This window comes from Actinocorallia herbida (assembly GCF_003751225.1).
GTDB lineage: Bacteria > Actinomycetota > Actinomycetes > Streptosporangiales > Streptosporangiaceae > Actinocorallia > Actinocorallia herbida.
Genome location: NZ_RJKE01000001.1, coordinates 24,616 through 44,043 on the forward strand (window position 1 = coordinate 24,616; position 19,428 = coordinate 44,043).

The window sequence follows — 19,428 nt, forward strand, 5'->3', positions numbered from 1 at the left end:
ATGCTACGGCACCAGTGGCGGCCTGTCAGGTGCCCGAAGCCACCGTTAGTAGTCGCCCTTGAGGGAGGTGATGTACATGCTGGCCTCGCGCTTGGACATCTCCGCGACGCCCTTGCGGGTGGTCGGGCCGCCGAAGTAGAAGCCGCCGCCGTCGCCGGTGCGCTGGCGGTCGGCGAGGAGCTCCATGATGAAGTCGACCTGGCGGGGCGTTGCGAGGGGCCCTTTCTCGGCTTCCAGGGCCCGGCGGCGGTCGGCCTCCGCCTCCTGCTCGGCCGCCTTGGCATCGGCGTCGGCCTGGGCGGCGACGCGGCGGTCGATCCCGGCGACGTGGTCGGTGACCTTCCGGATGAGGGCGGCGCTGACGGTGTCGGCCGGCTTCTGGTCGTCCTCGAAGGTGCGGGACTTGAGCTCACCGGGGTCGCCGGGGGCGGCTCCGGTGATCAGCCAGAAGTGGCGGCCCTTGTGGAGGTTGCGCTCGATGCGGTAGTCGTCGGGAGTGCCGTTGAGGAACGCGGCCACGATCTCGGCGAGACCCCGGTCACTGTAGAGGTGGTTGTGGGCGCGGTAGTCCTTGCCGGGGCCCCAGCCGGTCGGGGTGCCGTCGGTGCGGACGACGGCCCAGCGGTCGGAGAGGCGGCCGAGGCTCTGGACCTGGGTCTTCTCGACCTTGTATCGGGCGGGGGTGTCGGTCATGCGGGCCTCGTGGCGGGGGCGCTGTGCTGGCGGAGGTAGTCGCGCACTGCCCGGTCGGTGGGTTCTGCGATGGCGCGGAGCCGCTCGGCCTCGGCCTTCTGCTCGCGGACGAGGTCGAGCATGCGCCGGTCCTCGCCGGGCAGCAACTCCTGCCAGTACTGGTGCCGACCGCTGGCGATCATGCCGAGCCCGGTCCAGTCCGGGAACCTGCCGTGTGTCCCGCCCGGGTTGAGCAGCCACCGCTCCCGCATCGCCTCGTGCCGGTCGAGGGCCGCCTGGTCGTACTGCTCGCTCTCGGGCAGCTCGGAGGTGGCCAGGCGGGTTCCTGCCCAGCCGGAGTCCAGGGCCCTGATTCGGCGCCAGGCCGCGGCGGCGGGCTGGGAGGCGACGGATGCGGCCACCCTGACCTGCATGAGCCGGATCAGGTACTCGTTCTCGGGACTGTCCCACCGGCCGGGCTCGGCGGGCATGGTCACCACGATCTCGCCGTCGATGCGGCCTTGGATCGTCCTGGGGTGGCCCTCGGCCGGGGTCATGCATATGACCGCGTAGGGCTCGTGCTCGTAGCCGAATCCGCTGCCGTGCACGGGGATCTCTTCGGGGGGCATGACCGTCGGAATGCTGCTCATGCTGCTCATGCTGCTCCTTTGCGGGAGGTGGGTATCTTGGGACTCTGCTCCCCGCTCGCGCGGGGGTCACAGAGCCCACCGGCTAGGCCCCGGTGGGCTCATCCAGCAGCGTAGGACGCCGGGCCGGTCCTCGGCGGGTACTTCGCCTGGCCCGGCCAGCTCACAGGAGCTGGTCGTGGAGGCGCTCACCGAGGGCGATGAGCGCGGCCTGGGGGATGCGGCGTGGCGGGTTCGCGATGGTAACCCGGCCGTCCCGGGAGCCGATGGCGAACCCGCCGGCGAGGAGGTCGCGGGGCTCGGCGCACAGGACGATGCGGGTCTGGCCGAGTTCGAAGACGGCCTGGGCGCGGAGGGTGGGGTCGATCGCGGCGAGCTCGTCCGGCAGGAGTGCGGCCAGGCCGCTGACGGAGATGAGCCGCAGGCCGCTCCGGACCCGGTCGCGAACCTGGACCTGGACGGTGTGGGTCGTCCCGACCTCGTCGGTGTAGGTGAGGGTCGCGCCGAGGTCGACGGCGTCGGGGGTCTGGGTCACTTGGGCTCCGATCTCGATGCGGCGCAGCAGGCTCGCGGTCGCGATGACCCAGCGGCTGGCTGCTGCGGTGTTCTGCCCCCAATTATGCTCAGACCGTCTGCCTATGTCAAGTCGGTCTGAGCATTCCTCGGGTCGGATCCTTTCGAGGCCAGCCGCTCCCTGGAGGCGCGCTTCTTCTCCGCCGCGGTGCGCGCGGCCTCGGGGTCCAGCATCTGGTGCAGCCCGTTCCGGCTCACGCCCAGTACCTGCATCAGCTGCGCCCTGGTCCTTCCCGAGGTGAGTGCCCTGTTCAGGTCGGCGGCGCGGCGCTTGCGCAGCTCCTCTGTCATGGCTGCGAGGTCGCGCTCGTACGCGCCCTGGACGTCGCGGATCTCCTTGTCGCTCATCATGGTCCAGAGGCTACCACTTTTTTGCTCAGACCGACTTGACATGTTCAGACGGTCTGAGCATACTTAAGGGCGTGACGACGACGCAGACCGCCCCCGCCCCCCGCCTCGAGACCGTCGAGTGCGGCGGCACCCACCACAGCAAGGACCACCGCATGGTCCGCTGGAGCATCCGCCGCCACGGCGCGGTCTGCCCCGCCTGCGCGAACACCGGCTTCTACACCCGCTGCGCCCGCTGCCTCGTCACCAACTGCACCGGCGGCAAGGACTGCCCGACCTGCCTGAACTGCGACGACAACAAGGACGTCGCCTGCGAGTGCGACGGCGGGATCGTCGACGGCGACCAGAACTGCACCATCTGCGCCGGCACCGGCCACCTGGTCTGCCCCGCCTGCTAGGCCTTCGGGTCCGCCCTCCGGGGCGGGCCCTCCCGAACCCCTACGCGTAGCGGGGCAAGTCCGTACCGTCGTCACGGATGCGCCCGCCAAGGAGAACGATCATTCCGAAGACCCCCAGCTGACGAAACGCCCCACTGATCCCAACAAGAGGACCCGGACCATGACCGCTCGAACTCTCGACCAGGTAATCGCCTCCGGCCCGTTCCCCACCCAGCAGGCCGCCGCCATCGCCTCACAGATCGCCACCCAGCTCGTGGCCCTCCACACCGAGGTGCACCTGCGCTACGCCCTCACGCCCGACACCATCGTCCTGGCCGACGACGGCACCGTCCTACTGCTGGACCGGAACGTCGCGGGCTGGTGGCAGGGAGAAGCACCCGAGCTCTGGCCCCAAGGCACATCCATCGACTCCGGGCCCGACGTCTACAGCCTCGGCATCATCATCAAGAGCCTGGTCCTCGGCGAGAACCCGCCCCACCTGTCCATGCATGCCGGCGCTCTCGGCAGCCTGGAGGATCTGGCCCTGCAGATGGCAGAGACCGACCCTGGCGCAAGGCCGTGGCTCCGCGACGCCGCCGCCCGCCTGGCTGAGCGGGCTCATGGTCACACCTGAGCCGAACACCTCTCCCCGACAGCGCAGGCCCTTTCCTGTGGAATTCCATTCCTTCCACAGGAAAGGGCCGAAACGAATGCCGCACCCCATCTGGCCTGGGCCATCATCAGCTCAGGCCCCAACCCGAGGAGCAGCATGAGCGACTACGCTGGCCCCGCGACAATCACCACCCCGGACGGCACCACGATCAACGTCGCCCTGGACATCCGGGACCATACCGGCCTGCCCGTCCCGTCCTGGAGCGGCCACGCCACCGACCTTCCGCAGGACGGCGCGCGGCGCCTGGCCGATGCCGACATCCTCACCTTCACGCTCCCCGACGGACGGAGCGGACAGGGCTACATCACCGAGCTGCACCTGGAGGCGGAGACGGCCTCCGCCCGCATCCGCGGCGCGGGCGGGAAGCTCTTCACCGGCTCCGCCGGCCAGAGCATCGAGGACCAGGTCGACGCGATCACCAAGGCCGCGGGGAAGGACTACTACTCGCTGCCGGAGCTGTACATGGCCGCCGTCGCCGACGCGCTCGACCGTGCCGGGGTCTCCGTTGCCTCGCACTGGGCGAACCCCGACGACCCCCGCAACGGCGCGATCGAGCTGGCCGTCCCTGCCCCCTACGAGGAGCGGCACGTGGCGTGGAGCGAGACCGACGGCTGGGGCTACATCCCCACCACCGACACGACCAAAGGCGGCGACCGTTTCGAGGTCCTGCCCGTCGACCTCCTCGCGCTGCCCGAGGACGTGGTCGCCGCGGCCATGGCCCGTCTCACCCGGGACAAGGAGCCCCGCCCGGCCGCCGCCTGGACGCCCCCGGACGACTACACGACCGCGCCCTTCAGCCAGGAAGAGTACTGCCTGGAGCTGGAGCGCGGCCTGGCCGCCTACGCCACCCACCCGGCCAACCAGCCCTGACCCGGACACGCGAAAGCGCCCCGCCAGGCAGGCGAGGCGCTTCTCTGGTCGCAGACCGGACGCGACGGAAGCCGCAAGTCTAGAACTGCCGTGCCACTCACGCACGAGAACGGCCCGCCTCCCCGAAGGGAGACGGGCCGTCGCGTTTGCCCCGCGCGACTTCACCAAGCTACGCCGAGATCCGGAACCCCGCCAGACCTACACCTTGCGCCACCGCGGCACCCACGCCCCGTCGACGACCTCATAGTCACCGAACAACGCAGGCGCCTCAGCCACCAGCACCTCACCGATCTTGCCGAACAGCAGCCGGATCTCCTCCTCAGCACCCTCAGCCGTCCGAGCCTCCAGCGTGTGCCGGAGCGTCCGCACGTTCGCCGTCCAGACCAGGCCGGTGGCGACGCCCTCGGGGGCGAAGCGGCGCATGAAGGAGGTGCGGTGCTTCTTCTCCTTGAAGGGCACGCCCTCGGCGTCGAGGCCGAAGTGCCCGGCCATCCAGCCCTGGAACTGCTCCATCTGCTCCAGCAGCGCCGTCGCCTTCTCCATCAGCTCCGCATCCTCCTGCGCCCACTCGGGGAACCAGAACGGCAGCTCATCCAGCCGGACGAACCGGAGCGACTCCTGCGAGATCGCCACACCCGGACGATGCCGAATCAGCTCATGCGTCGTCACGCGCGAGCAGTTGTGCAGCGCGAAGCTGAAGCTCACGTGCTCCAGGACCGAGCCGTGCAGGCTCGCCAGGATGTTCTGGAGGTAGGCGGTCTGGTCGGTGCGGACCCGGGTGACGTTCGGGTTCAGGCCGGGCTCCCAGGAGCGGTAGCACAGGCGGCCCGCGAACTCGGCGAGATTCTGGGGGTCGTTCAGATGGGTGTCGAGGTCGCCGCGGTCCAGCCGCTCCAGCCAGGACTCGCCGCCGACCTCCTTGAGGTAGCGGGCCACCTCGTCGTAGTCCAGCTGCGGCTTGGCGAGGAGGAAGACCTCCGGCTCAACGTGCTTCACGAGATCCCTTCTGCAGCTCGAATCTTAGGAGCCGTCAAGCCACGCTACTCGGGCTGCTCGACCTCGCACTCCTCCACCCAGCGGGCCACCACGCTCAAGGTCGCCAAGTATTCAAGGGCCTCCTGCTCCGACCAGGCCACCTGCTCCTGGTGGGCCGCAATGTTCCTGATCGCGAGGAACGCGCCCGCCGCCACGTACTTCGCGCCCTCCTGCTTTGCCTTCCAGGTCGGCAACAGCCGGTCGCCGGGGAAACGGAGCCGAGGCTTCCCTGCAACCGCATCCTTCGTGTCGAAGGACTGCATGCACAGGTCCGTCTCGCCAATGTCGTGGCGTTCCAGCTTCTGCTGGATACGCGCGTTGACCGTCCGGGCAGCCGCCAGCACAGCGTCTTGACGTGCCCCCGCGTCCCAAAGAGCCGCCGCACCTCCCCACACCCACGGGTGAAGCTGATCGGCCGAGAGAGCCGGGGCCTGCGGGCCCAGCTTGGACTCCACGTCGTCCATATCCCGCAGGATTCCGAGGCCCCGCTGGCACTGGCCGCGGGCGGTGGTTTCACCGGCCATCAGGTCGAGGTTGACCTCACTGCCGAGGCCGGGCTGCAGCCTGTCCAGGATCTGCTTCACAGTCGGCTCAGCCTGAAGAAGCTTCTCCCGAATGCTCCGATCCCCGAAGATCTCGCCAGGGCGCTTCGTCGGCATGTACCGGTCGACAAGGTCAACGAACGCCTGAAGCTGTGCACCCACCCAATCGCGATCCACTGTCGTGCACGCTCCTTTCCTAATCAGGCTTGCTCTCTCGCCGCAGGAGGCGGCGCATCAGTGAAGGCTTCTCGATGAGGCCCCGTCGGCGATCAACGCGCCCCCGAAGCTCCGCCAGCTCCTGCCGGAAGGCCTCAGCCTTCTCATCGAACACCGCCCTGTCTCTGATCAGTGAATCCTGCAGGGGCTCAAGGGCGAAAGCCAGAGCCTTAGCCTGCTCGACGATCGCGACCTCGCCGCCTCGCCAAGTGGTGACCCGTAGGAGGGCCAGCGTCAGCCGGTCGAGCCGCGGGAGCAGAACTTCATGAAAGTCCCGGGCCACGCGGCGCCGAGTGCGAAGCCTGTCCCACAGGGTGTCCTCGATCCAACCGCCTCGAATCAGCGCGATCGCTCCGCCCGCGCTGACTGCGGCTGCGAGCATCTCGGCGAGCTGCCGGTCCCACTGGTCCTGGTCTTCCAGGAGTTCGCGGCGCTTCTGCTGCTTCGTGCTGATCCGGGCCTGGCCCAAGTTCGCGATGAGGCCAGCCATGAGCACACCGGCTATGCCGATCAACGCAGCGACGACCTCAGGGCCCGAAGCCACTGCGCCGGTGACGAAGTCCATCCGTCCATCATCTGGTCCGGGTACGACAAAACGCGCCCTGCTCCCCGAAGGGAACAGGGCGCGACGGGTAGGCGCGTCAGTCGCGCTGGGCGAGCTTCGCCTTCGAGGCGACCTCCGGGCCGAGGACCGCGGCAAGGAGCAGCGACAGCACCGTCACCAGCCCACCGACCTGGTCGGCGGTCAGCTCGTAGCCGAACGCGGCGACGGAGGTGAGGATCGTGGTCGTCGCCGAGGCGATGCCGGACACGACGATCGGCCGAGTCTGGATCACCACGATGATCGACAGGCCTCCGGTCACGATCGCGGTGATGGCCGTCGCCTTCGCGTCCGACAGGGGCAGACCGAACGAGACGAGGAGCGCCAGGAGCGCGTTGAGGGCGTAGAGGGCTCGGGCGGTCTCGAACCGCAGGCTGAAGAACTTGATCACGACGAACTCCCTGGGACGTCCCGACGGGCGTCGGGGTGGGGGTTGGGAAGGTCTGGCCAGTGCCAGGTGCCCGGTGCGCGGGCCGGGTCGTAGGGCACGTTCATCTCCGGGAAGCTGTTCGCCGGCGAGGGCGTGAACACCGCCAGGTGGACGTGCGTCTCGTCGTCGAGCGGCACGAGGTCGCCGCCCGGCACCACGTCCGCGGTCGTGCAGGACACGATCGCGGCGCGCGTCGCGTGGATTCCGAACCGGCCGACGTACCGGACGATGTCGCCGAGCTGGGGCTGTCGCATGCTCATCACCGGCCGGACAGAAGGCTGCGGATGGCGTCTCCGACGCGGTGCATCCAGTTGCACCGCGGCTTCTCGTCCTCTGGGTAGGGGATCCCTGGCAGTGGAGTCGGGACGGGCGGCGGCTCGGTGGCCGCCAGGAGGACGGTGACGTCGCCCTGCTCGGCGAGGAGCTGGCCGAAGTCGTCCCACGACAGCCACGCTCGCCCGCCGACGCCCCAGTTCGGGCCCCAGGAGTTCGTCAGCCACACCCGGCGGTTGGCCACGTCGAGCTCGTCGAGGACGACTTCATGGCCACCATCCGGGCCGGTGCCGCGGTGCACGCGGAGACGGCCGTCGAGGTCGGGCTCGAACATCGAGCTGTACCAGGGCAGGCCGGTGATGACGGGCGCCTCAGCGAGCGCGGTGAGCGCCGCGGCGAGGGAGAACGCGTGCCGGTAGCCGCTGATCCAGCCCACCGACTTCAGGACCTTGGCGACCGCCAGGCCGGACGAGCCGGTGTCGGTCGGCGGGTACTCGCCCTCCCAGTCGTCCATCGTCGTCGCGGTGGCGTAGACGGACACCGCGGTGGTCTCGACCTCGTCGGCGGTGCGGCCGAGGAGTTCGCGGGCGGAGTCGGGGAGGGCGAGGAACAGGTGACCGGAGCCGATCGCGCCGATCGCGGCGTTGCCGGTGCACGAGCCGAGAGTGCCCTGGTCGAGGACCGGCACGAACCGGGCATGCCGGACGGAGGTGAGGGTGCTCGGGTCGGCGGCGCGGGCGGGGTATCGGCGGCTGCGCACGTCGTGGTCGACGCGCCGGCCGAGCTTGAAGGCGGGGTGGGGCACGGGACCTCCGGGGACGACGAAGCCCCCGGAGCCAGGGCGCCGAGGGCCGAAGAGGAAGGTGCGACCAGGTCGCACCTAGGTAGAATCCATGCATGAGTGAGTGGAAGCCGCACATGACCTTGGCCATGCAGCTCGTCCTCGGAAGCCTGCTCGCGGACCCGCAGACTCCGAGGTACGGCCTCGAGATCGGGCGTGAGGTCCGCCTGAGCAGCGGCTCGATCAGCCCGATCCTCGCGAGGCTCAAGACACATGGCTGGGTGACCTCCACATGGGAGGACATCGACCCCGTCACCGAGAAACGACCGAGGCGTCACCTCTACCGGCTCACCGAGGTCGGGCTCGAGGCCACGAAGCCGTACGGCCATGAGCTCCTGGTGCGGATCTACCGGCAGATGGCCGCGGTCTCCGTCGGACTCCAGGAAGAGACCGCGCTCGCCCCGTGAATTGGGTTCACTGCATCGGCGTGGCGGGGCACGTTGAACACGCGGACGACGTCGACGTCTGGACGCCCTGACCGTCCGCCACCTCGACGCGGACCTCGGCGACGGACGGCAGTGCACAGGCGCGGCACCAGTGTCCGGTGCTCACCGTGTGGCCCAGGACATGCACCGGCAGCAGCACCGGCTTAGGAGGTGAGGCCATCAGCGGCCGAGACGCAGAGCGAGCGCCTGGAGGAGCTGCTCGGCGAACGACTCGCCGACGCTTGCGATGACACGCTCGGCGATGGCGTCGACGCTGAGCCCTGCGAGGACGCCCTGGACGATCGCGGCCTCGTCCACAGCCGCCGGGACCGGGGCCGGGAGGGCGGCGACCGCAGCGGCCAGGCCGCGGACCTGCTTGGCGACGTAGCCGACGGTCGTCGCGCCGGTCCAGTACGCGTTGTCGGGGTTGCCGTCCGCGGCGGGGATGATGCCGTCCCTCTTCCACACCCGCTCGGCGACCTTGTCGGCGATCTTCGCGATGTCGGCGTCCGAAAGTGCCACGTCTTCCTCCTTGGTCTTGGGGCGAGGCGCTCCGTCCTGCACCCACTTGTAGAGCTGAGGACCCGGGCAGTCCGTCGCGTAGCCGTCGCGGTGGCCCTTGACCTCGGTCCCGGCGCCGCCCTGGGCGCGGACGTGGTCGATGGCGTCGCGGATGCCGTGCAACATCAGGTCCGGCGGAACGGTGAGGCCGCTGTTCCCGACGAGCCCGAGCACGGCGTAGTGGTCGCTGTTCAGCCCGGCGCCATTCGCGGCGGGCAGCTTGTGCAGGCCGCGGCCCTCGAACACGTACCGGTGCGGACAGACCGCGAAGCTGTATCCGATGTCGTTCCAGCCGTTGCCGTCCATGTGGCCGTTCTGGATCTGACGGACCAGCGCCGCGCAGAGGTCATGGTCATCGACGATCTTCGGATCCACCCGGCTGCCCGTGTAGTGGACCTTCACGCCCTTCGTGCTGGCCAGGTAGGACGCCGCGGCTTTCGGTGTCCGGGCGCCCCACTGCTTGCGGGTGACGAGTTGCACGAGCGGCCCCCTACTGGACGATCGCGATGATGATGGAAGTCAGCGCACCGACCGCGATGCCCAGGACCGACGTGATGAGTCCGAGGGTCGCGATGGTGCGGCGGCTCTTCTCGTTCAGGTCCTCCCGGGTAACGGCAGTGCGGTCCAGCACATCGAGACGCTCGTCATGCCGGTCGAGGCGCTGCCCGTGGTCGAGGTGCCGGACATCCTGCTGATCCAGACGCTGGCCAAGGAGACCGATCTGCCCGGCCAGACGCTCGATGCCCACCTCCAAGAGTCGGTGCAGGTCAGAGAGCCGAGCTTCGACGTTCGGCTGTTCGTTGGTCACAGCGGTCGCCTCCACAGGGCTTCCATGCGGGTCGAGGCCAGGACGTTGAGCGCGCCGCCGCTGTTCTGCCACACGACGATCTCCGCGACCTGCCCGGCGTTCATCGCGACCGCGAGCGCAAGGCTGTTGATGACCAGCGTGTTCGACGAGACGTGGATCGAGCTGCCCTGGTAAGTCGTGCCGTTGACCCGCCAGTTCGCCTCCCGGCGACCGACGTTGTCGTTGCTCCACGGGACGGCTCCGCTCAACTGGTAGATCCCGTTCGCGGGCGCGGTGAACGCCATCACGGCCGTCGCGGTCTGGTCGGTCACGACCTGGGTGGCGCCCTTGACCCCCAGCCCGTAGGGCGGGTTGAGGAGCAGCGCGATGTCGGCGCCGGTCAGGTCCTGGCCGCCGACGGTGATGAGGGTCGCTGCAAGGCTGTCGGCGGTGAGTGCGTCCGCGGCGACGTCCCCGTCGACGGCGATCGCGGTGGCGGCAAGGAAGCCGCCGACCTCGAAGTCGCCGGCGATTGCCCCGTTTCCGGTGCCGTTCAGCGCGGAGGTGGTGACGGGCCCGACCTTCGGCGTGTTCTCCAGCGCCATGATCCGGCGCTGGACCTCGAGCATCTCCCGGATCGAGGTCCGCTCGTCACGCGGCGCGTTCTGCGTGCTCATGCGACGGCCACCGCCGCTCGTGGCTCCTCGATCAGCAGCTGGGTCGTCTCATGCGGACCCGGTACGACACGGAGCCCGACGACGCGGACGATCGCCTCGAACGGGACCTGGGAGGAGCCGGGCCACCAGTCCTCGTCCTCGATCCGGACGCGCACGTGGTCGCCCGGCGACACCCCGATCGGGTACCCCTCGATCGTGATCGACGGCACGACCTTGTCGCCCTTGCGCAGCCCCATGTCCGTGGCCGTCCGGCCCTTGAGGATCTGCAGGTTCGAGTCGGCCTTGTGAGAGACCGCGGCCTCGAGGAGCGGGAACCCATTGTCGAGCTCCTGGTCGTGGTAGCAGTCCGCCCAGATCATCGCGTCGCCCTCGCCAGTGCCGAGCGCCGCCACGTAGTTCGCCGACGATTCGCCATCCTCGGGCCACTCGTAGTCGACGATGATGCCCGGGTACTCGAAGGTGACGATGCCGGGGTGGTCGGCGGGGGTGCCGAGTCGCGGCGATCCGAGCAGCAGCCGCCGCTTCAGCTCGTGGCTGGCACCGAGGTAGGCCTCGATCCTCCACTCCAGCCCGGGGTCGGAGGCGGCGAGGTCGTCGAACAGCTGCCCGTAGGTGGCCCACAGGTAGCCGCGGTAGGCCGCCAGCTCGGTCCCGATGTCGATTCTGCTGATCAGCGTGCCGGACAGGTTATTGCCCGGCTCGATCCCGAGGTTTCCCGGCTGGGAGCCGTTGCGGGTGAGGTTCTGGCCGTCAGCGAGCAGCGCCCGGAAGACGGTGAACATGTCGGTGTCGGTGAACGCGAGGGTCTTCGCGCTGCCGTAGCCGAGTTCGGGCCGGAGGAACCGGCGATCCCAGTAGGAGCGCGTCTCCTTCGCAGAGACGACGAGGTTGTTCTCCCCGCCCGCGCGGCGCCGCCGCCGAGTCCAGATGATCCCGTCCCACATCACCTGCTCGTCCCGGTACAGCGCCAAGACCGTGCGGCGGGGGACGATGACCTCGCGCGGCTGCTTGATGCGGATCCCAGCGTCGCCGAGCGGGAGCGTGGCGTTCAGGACGCCGGACTCCATCAGCATGATGGTGTACTCGGAGATGTCGAACGGCATGTGGTCGACGAGGAGGCGACTGGTGCGCAGGTCGTGGAGCGCGTACCGCCACTCGGTCATGCGGCTCGCCAAGCCTCGAACGTTGACCCGGCGTAGACGATCATGGGGGTGGCGTTGCTGGTGTCCTGCGCCCACTGGAGGATGACGTCACCGCCGTCACCCGACCAGATGCTGCCCTGCAGGATCGCGCCCATCTTGCTGGTGTTGTTGGTGGTCCATCCGCCGATGCGGGGCTCTGAGCCCTGGTCGAGGAGGTCCCAGGCGGGTGTGCCGGAGTTCCCGTCGGCCTGGCCCGCGCCGGCCTTGGAGCTGATGACCCAGTCCATCGTGGCGTTGGCAGGGACCGCGAACTTGACCTTGCCGTCGGTGTCAGACCGCACCCCGTAGGCGAGCATCAGGTGGAACCGGTAGCGGGTCTGGGGCTCAATCGTCAGCCGCAGCGCCGAGTCGTTCTGCATCGTCGTCGACGACGGCAGCGACTGGTTCGACGACTTGCGGATGAACAGGTGCCCGTGGTGGCGGGCGTTGTCCGCGACCGTGGAGATGTTCGAGGTGAGGATCGACGAGACACCCGCACCGACCGCGATGTTCGCGATCCGTAGCCACCGCGCGGTCGGCTGGTCGGCCGGAGGCAGGGCAGGCTCGGACGGTGACCCGGCCGGGGTGCCGGTGATGATCCGCAGGCGGCGGATGCTGCCCGCCCCGCCGTCGACGAACTCGCCGATCAGGCTGTCGATCCGCGGGTTCGTCAGCGATGCCGGGTCGATGTCCAGGTCCGTCGTCGCGGCCAGCTCCAGCGGGATGAAGCCGTTCTGGCCGTCGCTGATGACGCACTGCCCGGCCGGGACACGGATCGCCATGCCCGGTGTCGGGATCTGGGTGGCGCGCAGCCCGCGGACGAGGCCGGGGGTCTGCCAGATGCCGTAGAAGACGGCGGCGCGCATCTCGGCGCCGCTGATCTGGACGCCGTCGACCCATGCGGGGGCGCGGCAGGTCACGGCGGTGGCCACGGTGGGGGCTCCTTAGATCCAGGCGGAATACAGGGCGATGTCCGCGCTGGGCGGCGTGGGGGCGGTGAGGGTGCCGAACAGCCGATAGAGGTTGTCTCCGGGGTCGGCGAGGAACCGGGCGACGACGGTCGATCCCGTCTTCGGCGCGCGCACGGCGGTGCCATTGAGCAGGACCGTCCCGGACGCGGTGTCGATCTGGAGCCAGTCGGATGAGCCGAGGACCTGCTCGAATGCCAGGTACTGGCCGGTGGTCAGGTTGTGGATGGACAGGTCGGAGCCGGGCCCGCGCAGGGTGATGACCGGCGGCGAGTAGTAGTCACCGAGGTTCGTCAGGAGCGCCTGGGAGGGGCCGACGGGGATCTCCGGCAGCAGGACCGGCGGTGTCCAGGGCGGGGCGAGCCCGCCCGTAGAGGGCAGGACGGCGATCGTCGCGGACGCCGGCGTGATGCTGTACTTGCGCGGATCGGGGCACAGCAGCGCCACGCTGAACGTCGAGTGGACGTCGGTGGTCGCCTTGATGAGGGGGCGGCCAGACCGGCGGCAGGTGACGAACTTCGGGGTCGTCTCCTCGACCCGCAGCGTCACGTACTTATCGCGGGGGACAGCGGCACGCAGCCGGTACTCGGCCGCCTCACGCGCCTCGTACGTAGGCGCGGTGATCAGCCCGGACAGGGTCACGATGCGTCCGCCGAACCACGGCTCGGTGTCCCACAAGCCGTCGCTGCCGGACCTCTTCGAGGCGCCCTCGTCCATGTCGGGCGAGTCCCAGCCCTCCATCCCGCCGAGCGCCCAGGCGACCCCGTGGGAGTCGGTGCGGTTGAAGGGGATGACCAGGTTCGCCGCGGGGGCTTCGAGCGTGGCGGTGAGCCGAGACACGGCACCCGGCAGCAGGCCGCTGGTCGGGTTGACGGGCTCGATTGCGGGGATCGTCAACGGGCCCTCCTCAGCGCCTGGCGAGGAGCGCGAAGTTGACCGCGACCTCGGCGACGGTCGCGGTGGCACCGCTGGTCTGCTTGACGATCCCGTAGAACTGCTCGCCAGCCAGGCCGCGCCAGACATCCACGGCCTGGACCGTGACCCAGTCGCCGGACGAGCCGCCGGGGCCGACGCCGTACGCCTCCATCACGAGCTGGTTGTCGGACGTGCGGTAGAGCTGGACGATCCGGGAGCCGCCGTTGACGCCGGCGTTCTGGAAGACGGCCTTGAGGGTGATGAGCCAGTCGGCGTTGATGGCCGGGCAGGTGAGGTTCGCACCCGTTGTCCAGGTCGGTCCGCTTCCACTGCTGAAGTCCTGCGTGTCCCAGTTGAAGGTCTGGGATACGCCGGTCGCCGCGGTGAACGTGGTGGCGATCCGGCGGATCTTCGCCCTGGGTACGGCGATGAACCCACCCTGAGTGGTGGCCACCGAGTGGTCGTGGTCGGTAGGGGTCCGCGCGTTGCTGAGCCTGCTGTCGTTACCGACGCACGCCGTCGTGGCCGACGTGCCGTAGGCGACGGTGAGGGTCCGGTCGGCGGACAGGTCACCCCCACCGGTGAGTCCCGTTCCCGCAGCGATGATGCGGGAGGCCAGAGCACGGAGGTCGACGTATTGCTTCGGGGCCGCCTGGAGTGCGGTGCTGGGGTTCCCCGGAAGGACGATCGCGCCGTAGGCGGTAGCGCCCTGGTCCAAGAGGACCGAGCCGTTGAACTCCGAAGCGGCGTCGGTGTACAGGTAGCCGTGCACGACCAGCCCGTTGGCGCCGTCGTTGAGGATGTTGCAGGTCCCGGCTGCCAACGACAGGGCCGTCGTGGCTGTGATGCCGTGCAGGTTGATGCCGGTGCAGCCCGCGAGGACCTTCAGCGAGGCCGTCGCGCCGACGCCGGGCGTGTTCTCGACGATGCCGATCAGGTTGATGTTCGTGGCGCCGCCGCCGACCTGGTAGGCGACGCCGCGGTTGGTGAGGTCCCAGCACGACGTGAGCGTGATGCCGAAGCCGCCGTCGATCTCGAAGCCGATGCCGCCGGAGGTCATGACCTCCGAGCCACAGGCGTTGACCGCGATGCCCTGGCAGTCCTCGAACAGGAAGTTCTTCGGGTGGCCCTCCGACGCGCACGCGTTGAGCGCCAGGTAGGCCATGTTCAGGATGTGGAACCCGGCGCCGGTGTTGGTGTTGGCGTAGCAGCTGTTGAGGCTGACGCTCGTTCCTGCGGCACCGGCGACGACGCCGTGCAGCCACCAGCCGCGGCCGCAGTTCTCTGCGACCACCTGGTCGAAGGAGCTGACGATGCAGTTGGAGATCGCGACGCCGTCCCCACCGAACAGGCGGACGTACACCGAGTCGAGCCGGACGTAGCGGACGTTGCCCTCGACGCTGCGCGTCAGGACCAGGCCGTCCCCGGACCCAGATCCGGGGCCTTGCAGTTGCAGGTCCTTGATCGTGAGGTGGTGGACGTCGACACCCGCCAGGCAGTCCGCGCTGCCCGTCGCCTGCTTGATGATCGAGCTGTTCACGCCGGTGCCGATGAGGGCGAGGTACGGCCTCAACTCCAGCGCAGCAGTGATCTTGTAGGTGCCAGGCGGCACCCACACGACACCACCCGCTGAGGGGAGCGCGTCGATCGCCGCCTGGATAGCGAGGGTGTCGTCCGCGACGCCATCGCCGACCGCGCCGTGGTCCTTCACCGAGATGTAGCCGAGCGCCGCTGCCGCGCCCGCTCCGATCACCACGGTGTTGCCCGCGGAGTCCATGAGGGTCGGCGCGCCGGAGTCGCTGAACAGCGCGAACGCGCCGGAGGCGGGCACCGCTGGTGCCGCGGTGCTGGGGAAGGTGAGCACGCCGTTGATCTGGAGATCGCCGTCGACGGTGCCGCCTTCGAGGAGCGCGTCGACGGGCTCCAGGCGGACGCGCTCAACGCCGGTCACGATCCCGGACGGGTCGCCGATGGCGTAGACGTCGCGATCGTCGGTGTCGATGAACGGCGGCAGGTAACCCCACTGGTCGCAGGTCAGCGGCGGGGACAGGGTGTTGCCGTCGAGGTCGGTGAGGCCGGTGACGATCTGGCTGCCACCGGTCCGCGCCGTCCACAGACTGACCTGGGCAGCGGGGATGGGGGTGCCGTAGCGGCCTTCGGCCCGGAACGCCCTGTCGTAGACGCGCGCCATCGCCCCTCCTCTCTGGGTCGGGTCGAACGGGAAAGAGGAAGAGGTGATGTGGTCTTAGCGCAGGTCAGCGCAGTTCCCATGCGGCCTGGCGGGCGGCCTCGCGCGCCATCGCCGACGGCGAGAACGGGATCTCGTGGAAGTGCTGCTCGACCGTCGTCGAAGGCAGCGCCGCAGCGCCGTCGCTGCCCCGAACGCCCCCAGCCCAACCGCCGGTCACGTACCGCTTCGGCGCCGGCATGCCGGAGTTGATGGCCTCCAGGTACGGGGCGTGGCGAGACGCGGCCCCGGCGTTGACGACGAACTCTTTCCGGGTGAGCATCGCCGGGACTCGGTCGATGCCGTCGGGGCCGGCCACCCAGCCGCCGCGGGCATATCCGTGCGCGGCCATGTCGGCCATCAGGTTCGGTCCGGCGACGTCGGGCATCGCGTGCAGGACCTCGGCGAGGGTGCCGGGGTCCAGACCGGTGGACTCCAGAAGCTGCATCCACGAGCCGCCCTGACCGGACCGGATCGCGGCCCGGACGGGCAGAGACTCCGGCATCAGGCTGAGCTGAGCCTGCTGCTGCTGGCGCTGCTCGATCTGCCCCTGCAGGGCGCCGAGCTGCCCGTTCGAGAGGGTGACGGCGTCGGCGGCCATCTTCTCGGCCTCCGCACCACCCGTCGCGAGGAGCTGCTGAGCGAGGTTGCCGAAGCCGCGGTCAGCCAGGGTGGTCAGGTTGGCGATGAAGGCGCCGGTGTTGGTGATGCCCATGGCGAGCGCTGCGGACAGCTGGTCCGTCGGCCTCATCAAGTCGAACTTCCGGCGGTCCTCCACGTCCAGGAGCGCCGCGGTCGCCTCCGCGAGGTCGACCCGAGCGTCCCGAATCCGCTCTTCGGCCTCGCGGACCTGCTCATAGGAGGCCTTGGAGCGGGAGTCACGGAGCCGCTGCTCGGCGGCCTCGAGCCGGGCGAGGGATTCCTCGTTCGCGGTGGTCCGGTCCCGCTTGGCCTCGGAGACACCCCGCTTGGCGTCAGCGATGGCCTCCTTGGCGTCGCGCTTCGTCCGCTTGAGATCCTTCTCAGCGTCCTTGATCGCCTGCTTGTCCTTCTCCTTCTTCGCCCGCTTGAGGGCCGTCTCGGCGTCCTTGATCGCGTCGGCCTGGTCCTGCCGGGTCCTCTTCAGGTCCCGCTCCGCGTCGGCAACCCGCTGCCGGGCATCGCGCATCGTGTCCCGGCGGTCCTTGCGCACCTCGGTGAGGTTGCGGGAAGCGTCCCGGATCTCCTGCTGGCGCGCCTTCTGCGCCTCCGCCAGACCACCGATGGAGTCCGAGACGGCTTCCTGCCTGCTCTTGCGGTTCTCCAGCGCCTGCTCGAGCTCGTCGGCGGTGGACGGGTTGACGACGCCCCGCCAGTCTCCGAGCAGGCTTGCAAGGGAGATGTCGGTCTGGGTCAGGCCGCCGGCGGCGTAAGCGGTGAGCAGCCCGCCTTGAGCCATGGGCCGGACGAGGTCGAGACCGAACCGGTCGGCGACGGTCGCGAGGATGGAGGTGGAGCGGCTGCGCTTGGCCGGGGACAGAGGGATGTACGCCTCACCCCCGGTTTCCGGCTCTGCCCACAGCCTCATCGCGCCCGCTTGGGCGATCTGGGCGACGTGGTGTTCGCCGCCGTTTGCGTAGCCGTAGATGTTCCCGTCGGCGTTCGGCTTGGCCGGGGCGACGGGGATGGTGGCGTACAGGTTGTTGAGGTAGTCGAGCGCCGCCTGGCCCTCGGCGATCACGCCGGAGGTGTCGGCGGTGACCTTGATGTCGACGTTCTTGTCGATCTTGTTGATGGCAGCCGAGACGCCAATGAGCTCGTCCGCGAGCTCGTTGGCCTGCTTCCGGCTGTAGTCCATCCCCATGGCGGCGTCAATGATCGCCTTGCGCGCTGCTCTGAAATGTGCAGCCAGTTCCGCCGTAGTGGCCTTATTAGCTGACAGTGCGAGAGTAGCCTCATGAGCCGTCTTGGCGATCTTGAGGAGGCCATCCCAGTTGGCCATGCCCTTGACTGAATAGTCGTGTGCCTTGCCGTTCTTCTTCAGCGATTCCGACATCGCGTCGATGGCCCGCTGGAAAGCGATCAGCGATTCCTTTTCGCTGATAGGCCCGGACACGAGGTCATCGAGACGCTTCTTCAGATCCGCAGCCGACAAAGATGCCAGCTCCAGGGAAGTGATAAGCGGGTCCGTCGCCTGGGGGAGATTGAGCATCTCCATACCCAGGTCGTGGATCGTCGTTGCTGCTTGGCCCGATGATACCGAGGAAGAATCAAGCGATTCTCCGAGGCGGAGGAAAGCATTGAAGACAGTCCCGATCGGACCTGTCGAAAAGGCAAGTAGCTCTCGCCCCAGGTTGCCGAACAAGCTCGCGAAAGTCCCCAGCGGGCCGAGAGAAGACCCGAGAACCGTGTTGAAGACCGACAGCAGGTCAAACCACATCTTGAAGGCCGGATACGCCTCCACAGCAGCCGCGCCGAGCAGCGTGATCGACTGGACCACATCACCCAGATCCTGCAGGAGCGCACCAAACATCGCGGGGTTGTCACGTATGGCCCGACCCAGAGCGCCGATCGCCTCACCCCAGGTCGCGAGGATGGCCGGCATCTGCTGAGACAGGTCACCCAGCAACGCCACGAACCCATCCGCGAGATCCCGGAACATCGGCTTGAGAGCCACCGTCGCCGTTCCAAAATCCTGCAGGAAAGACGATGTGGCGGGCCGGATGGACTCGAAAATGCTCGCGAGCTCCGGCTTCCACAAGCTACCCATGTGCCGGACGATCGAGGTCCAGCCAGCGACCTCCGCCTCCCACATGGGAGTGATCTCGCGAATACCACCACGGATGTCGCGCCACAGGTCCGAATATGCCTCGCGGACCCCATCCGACCCTTTCCAAGCCAGCGTCGGAATTGCGGCAAGTGCAGCACCAAAAGCGAACGTGACCAGCCCGGCGACCGCTGTTGAAATCGCCGGATAGGCGACAGCTACAGCAGCCGCAATCTGGGCGGCCTGACCGCCGCCCCCTCCGCTGAACCCTCCGCCGCTGTTGCCGTCTCCGAAGGACGAGCCCAGCCGGGGCCGGATCTGGAGCCGCCGCTCCATGGCCGACGTCCAGTCCGCCAGCTGGCGGCTCGCCGCGTCCAGATCACCGTGCGGCGCCCGGTCGACGCGGATGCGGATGCGCGTCTGCCGACGCAGGTACTGGACCTTCGCGACGATCTCGCTGAGCTCGGGCTCGGTCTGGTTGTCGAGGTCGACCTTGATCGTAGTCGCGCCCATGGCGCGCAGCCGCTCGAGCTTCGCCTCAACCCGGCCCAGCGTCCGGTCGATCTGGTCCTCAAGCTCAACCTTGATCTTGATCTTGCCGTGCTGGGTCTCCCACGCCCGCAGCCGCTGCTGCAGCGTCCGCAACTCGTCCGACGACTTGTCATCGACATCGACGGTGACCCGCACCCGCGGGTCTGGCAGGTCACGGAGCTTCCGCTCAAGCCGGTCGACCTCATCACCGGCAGCCCGGATCTCCCGCCGGAACTGCGCAGTCTCCGCCCGAAGGACGACCCGGACGGACCGGTCCGCGGTGGGGGCCACGAACTCACCCCCTCGACCTGC

General features: G+C 68.9%; 22 protein-coding genes. 4 read left to right on the plus strand and 18 right to left on the minus strand.

Features of this window, described 5'->3' with window-relative positions:
• Positions 1-45: 45 nt before the first annotated feature.
• The 4 genes from EDD29_RS00160 to EDD29_RS00175 form a co-directional block, all read right to left on the minus strand.
• Positions 46-693 carry a hypothetical protein gene (locus EDD29_RS00160; protein WP_123661566.1) on the minus strand — a complete coding sequence of 216 codons (648 nt, stop codon included), beginning with the start codon at positions 691-693 and terminating at the stop codon, positions 46-48.
• On the minus strand, positions 690-1,322 hold the full coding sequence (locus tag EDD29_RS00165; RefSeq protein WP_148085819.1) for a hypothetical protein: 633 nt from the start codon (positions 1,320-1,322) through the stop codon (positions 690-692). The genes EDD29_RS00160 and EDD29_RS00165 overlap by 4 nt, the downstream gene beginning before the upstream one ends.
• Before the next feature lie 160 nt (positions 1,323-1,482).
• Complete coding sequence (locus EDD29_RS00170) at positions 1,483-1,854, minus strand: hypothetical protein (protein ID WP_123661568.1); 372 nt, start codon at positions 1,852-1,854, stop codon at positions 1,483-1,485.
• A gap of 101 nt (positions 1,855-1,955) precedes the next feature.
• Positions 1,956-2,243, minus strand: a complete 288-nt coding sequence (locus EDD29_RS00175; protein ID WP_123661569.1) for a hypothetical protein — start codon at positions 2,241-2,243, stop codon at positions 1,956-1,958.
• A gap of 71 nt (positions 2,244-2,314) precedes the next feature.
• Here EDD29_RS00175 and EDD29_RS00180 point away from each other — a divergent pair, with 71 nt between their 5' ends.
• From EDD29_RS00180 to EDD29_RS00190, 3 genes are all read left to right on the plus strand, one after another.
• Positions 2,315-2,638 (plus strand): hypothetical protein, encoded by a 324-nt coding sequence (locus EDD29_RS00180; RefSeq protein ID WP_123661570.1) that lies wholly within the window; start codon positions 2,315-2,317, stop codon positions 2,636-2,638.
• 160 nt (positions 2,639-2,798) lie between these two features.
• Entirely contained in the window at positions 2,799-3,251 is a 453-nt protein-coding gene (locus tag EDD29_RS00185; protein ID WP_123661571.1) for a protein kinase family protein, read from the plus strand.
• Between the two features lie 135 nt (positions 3,252-3,386).
• Positions 3,387-4,160: a DUF6292 family protein gene (locus tag EDD29_RS00190; RefSeq protein ID WP_123661572.1), complete on the plus strand. Its 774-nt coding sequence runs from the start codon at positions 3,387-3,389 to the stop codon at positions 4,158-4,160.
• Between the two features lie 198 nt (positions 4,161-4,358).
• Here EDD29_RS00190 and thyX read toward each other — a convergent pair whose 3' ends face one another.
• The 6 genes from thyX to EDD29_RS00220 all read right to left on the minus strand — a co-directional run bounded on the left by thyX (position 4,359) and on the right by EDD29_RS00220 (position 8,062).
• A complete protein-coding gene (gene thyX / locus EDD29_RS00195) occupies positions 4,359-5,156 on the minus strand; it encodes an FAD-dependent thymidylate synthase (RefSeq protein WP_123661573.1) in 798 nt (265 codons plus the stop codon).
• 44 nt (positions 5,157-5,200) lie between these two features.
• Positions 5,201-5,914 carry a TIGR02391 family protein gene (locus EDD29_RS00200; RefSeq protein WP_211359509.1) on the minus strand — a complete coding sequence of 238 codons (714 nt, stop codon included), beginning with the start codon at positions 5,912-5,914 and terminating at the stop codon, positions 5,201-5,203.
• A gap of 19 nt (positions 5,915-5,933) precedes the next feature.
• Positions 5,934-6,518, minus strand: a complete 585-nt coding sequence (locus EDD29_RS00205; protein WP_123661574.1) for a hypothetical protein — start codon at positions 6,516-6,518, stop codon at positions 5,934-5,936.
• 76 nt (positions 6,519-6,594) lie between these two features.
• Entirely contained in the window at positions 6,595-6,945 is a 351-nt protein-coding gene (locus EDD29_RS00210; RefSeq protein ID WP_123661575.1) for a hypothetical protein, read from the minus strand.
• Positions 6,942-7,244: a hypothetical protein gene (locus EDD29_RS00215; RefSeq protein WP_123661576.1), complete on the minus strand. Its 303-nt coding sequence runs from the start codon at positions 7,242-7,244 to the stop codon at positions 6,942-6,944. The genes EDD29_RS00210 and EDD29_RS00215 overlap by 4 nt, the downstream gene beginning before the upstream one ends.
• A complete protein-coding gene (locus EDD29_RS00220; RefSeq protein ID WP_123661577.1) occupies positions 7,244-8,062 on the minus strand; it encodes a C1 family peptidase in 819 nt (272 codons plus the stop codon). The genes EDD29_RS00215 and EDD29_RS00220 overlap by 1 nt, the downstream gene beginning before the upstream one ends.
• Positions 8,063-8,154: 92 nt before the next feature.
• Here EDD29_RS00220 and EDD29_RS00225 point away from each other — a divergent pair, with 92 nt between their 5' ends.
• Complete coding sequence (locus EDD29_RS00225; RefSeq protein ID WP_123661578.1) at positions 8,155-8,505, plus strand: PadR family transcriptional regulator; 351 nt, start codon at positions 8,155-8,157, stop codon at positions 8,503-8,505.
• A gap of 198 nt (positions 8,506-8,703) precedes the next feature.
• On the opposite strand, the gene EDD29_RS46125 is transcribed toward EDD29_RS00225, so the two are convergent.
• From EDD29_RS46125 to EDD29_RS00265, 8 genes are all read right to left on the minus strand, one after another.
• Complete coding sequence (locus EDD29_RS46125; RefSeq protein ID WP_211359510.1) at positions 8,704-9,564, minus strand: peptidoglycan recognition protein family protein; 861 nt, start codon at positions 9,562-9,564, stop codon at positions 8,704-8,706.
• Positions 9,565-9,574: 10 nt separating this feature from the next.
• Positions 9,575-9,892 (minus strand): hypothetical protein, encoded by a 318-nt coding sequence (locus EDD29_RS00235; RefSeq protein ID WP_148085820.1) that lies wholly within the window; start codon positions 9,890-9,892, stop codon positions 9,575-9,577.
• Positions 9,889-10,548, minus strand: a complete 660-nt coding sequence (locus EDD29_RS00240) for a hypothetical protein (protein WP_123661580.1) — start codon at positions 10,546-10,548, stop codon at positions 9,889-9,891. The genes EDD29_RS00235 and EDD29_RS00240 overlap by 4 nt, the downstream gene beginning before the upstream one ends.
• Entirely contained in the window at positions 10,545-11,711 is a 1,167-nt protein-coding gene (locus tag EDD29_RS00245) for a hypothetical protein (RefSeq protein WP_148085821.1), read from the minus strand. Before EDD29_RS00245 ends, EDD29_RS00240 begins: the two co-directional genes overlap by 4 nt.
• A complete protein-coding gene (locus tag EDD29_RS00250; protein WP_123661582.1) occupies positions 11,708-12,661 on the minus strand; it encodes a hypothetical protein in 954 nt (317 codons plus the stop codon). Before EDD29_RS00250 ends, EDD29_RS00245 begins: the two co-directional genes overlap by 4 nt.
• 12 nt (positions 12,662-12,673) lie before the next feature.
• Positions 12,674-13,594 (minus strand): phage distal tail protein, encoded by a 921-nt coding sequence (locus EDD29_RS00255; protein ID WP_170201230.1) that lies wholly within the window; start codon positions 13,592-13,594, stop codon positions 12,674-12,676.
• Positions 13,595-13,604: 10 nt separating this feature from the next.
• Complete coding sequence (locus tag EDD29_RS46130; RefSeq protein WP_211359511.1) at positions 13,605-15,803, minus strand: glycosyl hydrolase family 28-related protein; 2,199 nt, start codon at positions 15,801-15,803, stop codon at positions 13,605-13,607.
• Positions 15,804-15,867: 64 nt separating this feature from the next.
• A complete protein-coding gene (locus EDD29_RS00265; protein ID WP_123661584.1) occupies positions 15,868-19,407 on the minus strand; it encodes a coiled-coil domain-containing protein in 3,540 nt (1,179 codons plus the stop codon).
• Between the last annotated feature and the right edge of the window lie 21 nt (positions 19,408-19,428).